General features: G+C 73.7%; 4 protein-coding genes. 2 read left to right on the forward strand and 2 right to left on the reverse strand.

The window, feature by feature from the left end; all coding sequences use genetic code 11:
- The coding region (dnaB, locus tag AB0L40_RS26620; RefSeq protein WP_364361640.1) for a replicative DNA helicase at nt 1–1548 on the forward strand (1548 nt) is incomplete at its 5' end.
- Between the two features lie 3 nt (nt 1549–1551).
- On the forward strand, nt 1552–2658 hold the full coding sequence (locus AB0L40_RS26625; protein WP_364361642.1) for an ATP-binding protein: 1107 nt from the start codon (nt 1552–1554) through the stop codon (nt 2656–2658).
- 64 nt (nt 2659–2722) lie between these two features.
- Here AB0L40_RS26625 and AB0L40_RS26630 read toward each other — a convergent pair whose 3' ends face one another.
- Together AB0L40_RS26630 and AB0L40_RS26635 are read right to left on the reverse strand one after the other, a co-directional pair.
- Nucleotides 2723–3490, reverse strand: a complete 768-nt coding sequence (locus AB0L40_RS26630) for a hypothetical protein (protein ID WP_364361644.1) — start codon at nt 3488–3490, stop codon at nt 2723–2725.
- A 60-nt stretch (nt 3491–3550) separates the two neighbouring features.
- On the reverse strand, nt 3551–4778 hold a 1228-nt coding region (locus AB0L40_RS26635; RefSeq protein WP_364361646.1), incomplete at its 5' end, for an MFS transporter.

The following is a 4778-nucleotide window of genomic DNA, read 5'->3' on the forward strand; positions in this document are numbered from 1 at the left end:
GACGACCACGACATCCCGCCCTTCGACGACGACGCGTCCTACGTCGACATGGATCCCGGCGGCTCGTACGGCGACGACGACGGGTTCGACGACGGCGGCTCCTCGATCGGGCCCACGCACGTCCCCCCGCACGACCTGCACGCCGAGCAGGCGGTCCTCGGCGCGATGATGCTCTCCGAGCAGGCGCGCTACGGCCTGACCGTCGAGGACGGCCTGAAGGCCGAGGACTTCTACGCGCCGCAGCACGCCACGATCTACGAGGGGATCCGCCGGCTCTACGCGGAGAACCAGCCGATCGACTCGATCACCGTCGTCGAGCAGCTGCGCCGGACCGGCACGCTGGAGGAGGCCGGGGGCCGCGAGGCGATCGTCCGGCTGACCGCCGCCGTGACGGAGGTCGCGGCGCTGCCGCGGCACGCCCAGATCGTCCAGGGCCTCGGCAAGATGCGCCGCCTGCTCCAGGCGACCTACGAGATCCAGACCGCCGTCCTCAAGGGCGAGGGCGAGCCCGCGATCATCGTCGAGCAGGCCCAGACGCTCGTCTTCGACGTCTCCGAGGACGAGGACAACAAGGGCCTGCGGACGGTCGGCTCGTTCATCGACGACGAGGTCAAGCGACTCGAGGAGCTCGAGAAGGACGGCCGCGACATCACCGGCCTGGAGACCGGCTTCCGCGACCTCGACAAGGAGACGGCCGGCCTGCAGCCGGGCGCGATGGTCGTCCTCGCCGCGCGTCCCGCGATGGGCAAGTCGGCCTTCGTGACGAACCTCGCCGAGAACGTCGCGCTGCAGAACAAGGGCGCCGTCGCCCTGTTCTCGCTCGAGATGCCCGAGCGCGAGCTGCTCCAGCGCGTGCTCGCGTCCCAGGCCGCGATCAAGGGCGACGACGTCCGCAAGGGCCGCATCGGCGACCGCTGGGGCGACGTCCTCGAGGTCGCCGACAAGCTCGCCCAGGCGCCGCTCTACATCGACGACAGCTCCGACATCGGGATCATGGAGATCCGCGCGAAGGCTCGGCGCCTGCACGCGTCGCACCCGCACGGCGTCTCGCTCGTGATCGTCGACTACCTGCAGCTGATGCGGGCCGACGGCCGGGCCGAGAACCGCGTCCAGCAGATCGGTGAGATGTCGCGAGGCCTCAAGATCCTGGCCCAGGAGCTCTCCTGCCCGGTGATCGCCCTGTCGCAGCTCTCGCGTGGCGTCGACTCGCGGCCGGACAAGCGGCCGCTGCTGTCCGACCTGCGCGAGTCGGGGAACATCGAGCAGGACGCCGACCTCGTCATGTTCCTGTACCGCGACGACTACTACAACAAGGAGACCGCGGAGCCCGGCGTCGCCGAGCTGATCATCGCCAAGAACCGCTCCGGCCGGACCGACACGATCCGCCTGCTGTTCCAGGGCGAGTACCCGCGCTTCCTGACCATGGCCCAGCCGTCGCAGGGGATGGGCGGACCGCCCGCGAGCTTCGGCGGCGGACCCCCGCCCGGCGGGCCTCCCGGCGGCGGGCCTCCCCTCCCGGGCGGCGGACCCCCGCTCCCGAGGACCTAGCCGATGCGCTGCCCCTACGACCGCTGCGCCGGTGACGGCTGGTTGATCGACGAGCGGACGCGCAGCGCGTCCGAGTGCCGGTGCATGCCCGAGCAGAAGGCCGCCCGCGTGGCCGGGAGCCTGCGCGCCCGGATCCCGCGGGAGTACCAGGACGCGTCGTTCCAGCACACGAACGTCAGCGGGCTGCCGCGCGAGGCGGTCGGCCAGGTCCGGCGCTACGTCGACACGCTGGACGAGCGCCTGCAGGCCGGCGACGGGCTGTGGATCTCCGGCTCGATCGGCTCCGGCAAGACCTGGCTGGCCATGCTCGTCGCCCGCCAGGCGATCGAGCGCGGGCAGGCGGTCGCCGTCTACTCGGTGCCGCGGCTGCTCTCGGAGATCCGGCGCACGTACGACGGCGAGGGCACGAAGACCCTCGACCTGCTCGACCAGCTGACGGAGGTCACGCTGCTGGTGCTCGACGACGTCGGCACCGAGCGGACGAACCCCTGGGTGCTCGAGCAGCTGTACTCGATCATCAACGAGCGCTGGCAGGAGCGCCGGGCGATCGTCCTGACGACGAACCTCGACCCGATCCAGATGCAGGACCAGATCGGCGAGCGGGCCGTCTCGCGGCTGATCGGCATGTGCGAGACGGTGAACGTCCACGGCGTCGACCACCGCTCCGGCCGGCACCACATCGACCCGGGCCTGACCGGGCTCGAGGCGCCGCGCCCGGGCGACCCCGGACACGACCCGTCGGCCGCGCGCTCCGGCGGGCCGCTCGGCCCGCCGCCACCGCTGGACCCGGACACCGCGGCGTGGGCGGTCGGCGCGGGCCCGTCGCCGGGCGGTCCGCCGCGGTACGAGGACGCGGACCGGCCGGGGCAGGGACCCGACGGCGGCCCGGCCCGCTACGACGAGTCCGGCCGCCCGGATGCGGGACCCGGCCGCTACGACGACGCCGGCCGTCCCGGGTCGCAATCCGACCGGTACGACGGCGGGCGTCCGGCGACGAGCTCCGACGGCTTCGGCGCTCCGCCGCCGCCCCGGACCTTCGGGGCCGATCCAGCCGAGGCCCGTCGCCCGCAGCGGGGCCGCTACGACGGCCGGGACCAGCGGCGCGACTGACCCCCCGCGGCTGCCGGGGTCCGCTGCCCGGCTCGCCTCGGACGGGAACGCCCGGTCCCCGCCGTCAGCGGATCCGCAGCTTCTGGCTCCCGACCGGCTGGCCCGCGATCGTGAAGCGCGCGCTGTAGAGGCCCTTGGCGAGCGACCGCGACGACAGGTTCTTGCGGCCCGAGGAGGGGACGGTGCCCTTGAGCGTGCGGGTCTTCCCGGCGCGCGTCAGCCGGACCTGCAGGGCGCCCTTGACGTTGCAGCGGACGCGCAGGGCGCTGCCGCGGCGGACGCTGCCGGCGCGCAGGCGGCAGGACGCGCGCTCCACCGGGATCGAGACCGACGCGGTGGCGACGGCGTCGGTGACGTAGCGCTGGTACGCGCAGAGGAGGACGCGCTTCAGCGTCGCCTTGACGACGAACGGCGGCGTCACGGCGGAGTGGGTGGCGACGTTGGCGGGCGCCGGCGGCGCGATCTGCAGGCCGTCCTGGAGGACGAAACCGCTGCCGCCGTTGGTGCCGTTGGGGTTGACGTTGATCGACTTCTGCAGCTGCTCGCCGTAGGTGGGCGAGCAGGACGGGTCGACCGACGGGTCCTGGACGTAGAGGGAGAACGCGTACGGGGTCGTGGTGTCCGTCGTCGGGTTCTCGTTCCACGTCGCGACGCCCGACAGCGTCACGCCCGGGACGATCGAGCCGCCGACGACCGCGTCGGGCGCCTCGATCTTCAGGGTGTTGCCGGGGTAGGAGGGCGACGTGGTCCCGGTGCTGTCGGCCGCTGACGCCGCGGGGGCGGCGGCGAGCACGACGAGGAGGGGGACCAGCGCGAGGGGGGAGCGGCGCATGGGCCGTACGCTACCCCGCCGCCCTCGGGCCGTCCGTGAGGGATCGGTGAGAGCCCGGCCTCAGGCGATCCCGCCCACCGCGGGCTCGCCCGCCGGCTCGTGCTCGCCGGCCGCCGCACCCTCGTGCTCGCCGTCGGTCGCGGGCGCCGGCTGCAGGACCACCGCCGCCAGGACGACGGCGACGAGGACCAGGGCGGCGGCGATGCCGAAGGCCAGGTGGTAGCCGCCGGTCAGTGCCTCGGCGGCGGAGTCCCCCGCGGCGCGCAGCTCCTCGGACCGCGTCGCCGACAGGGTCGCCAGGACGGCCAGGCCGAGCGCGCCGCCCATCTGCTGCGTGGTGTTCACGAGGCCGGACGCGAGGCCCGCGTCCTGCGGCGGGACGCCGGACATCGCGACGGTCATCAGGGCCGGGAACGCGAGGCCGGCGCCGATCCCCTGCAGCAGCATCGCCGGCAGCAGGTCGACGGCGTAGTCGCCGTCCACCGGCACGCGGGCGAACCAGGCGAGGCTCGCGGCCACGATCAGCAGGCCGGCGAGCAGCACCGGCCGCGCGCCGAAGCGACCGGTCAGGCCCGCCGTGTAGCGGAGCGACAGCGCGCCCATGACCACGGTGGCGGGGAGGAACGCGAAGCCGACCTCGACCGGGCTGTAGCCGAGGACCCGCTGCAGGTAGAGCGCGGCGAGGAAGCCGATCGCGAACATGCCGGCCATCGTCAGGACGATCACGGTGTTGGCCCCGCTGACGTTCCGCGAGCGGAAGATCCGCAGCGGGATCAGGGGCTCGCGGGCGGAGGACTCGCGCAGGACGAAGGCGATCAGCAGCAGGAGCGCGATCGAGCCGAGGCCCAGGGTCCGGAAGGAGACCCAGCCGTCGGACTCGGCGCCGACCAGCGCGTAGACGCCGAGCATCAGCGCGGCGGTGACCAGCGCGCCGCCGAGCACGTCGGCCCCGGCCTTCAGGCCCAAGCCCTCGTCCGCGGTGACGAGGCGGAGGGTCAGGACCACGGTGGCGACGCCGATCGGCACGTTCAGCACGAAGACCCAGTGCCAGCTGATCGCCTCGGTGATCACGCCGCCGACGAGCAGGCCGATCGTGCCGCCGGCGACGGCGACGAACATGTAGGCGCCCAGCGCCTTGGCCTGCTCCCGCGGCTCGGGGAACATCGTGACGATCATGCCGAGGACGACGGCCGAGGCCATCGCCCCGCCGGCGCCCTGGACGAACCGCGCGAGGACGAGGACCTCCTGCGACGGGGCGAGCGCACAGAGGACGGAGGCGCCGACGAAG

The organism is Patulibacter sp. NPDC049589, assembly GCF_040675535.1.
GTDB lineage: Bacteria > Actinomycetota > Thermoleophilia > Solirubrobacterales > Solirubrobacteraceae > Patulibacter.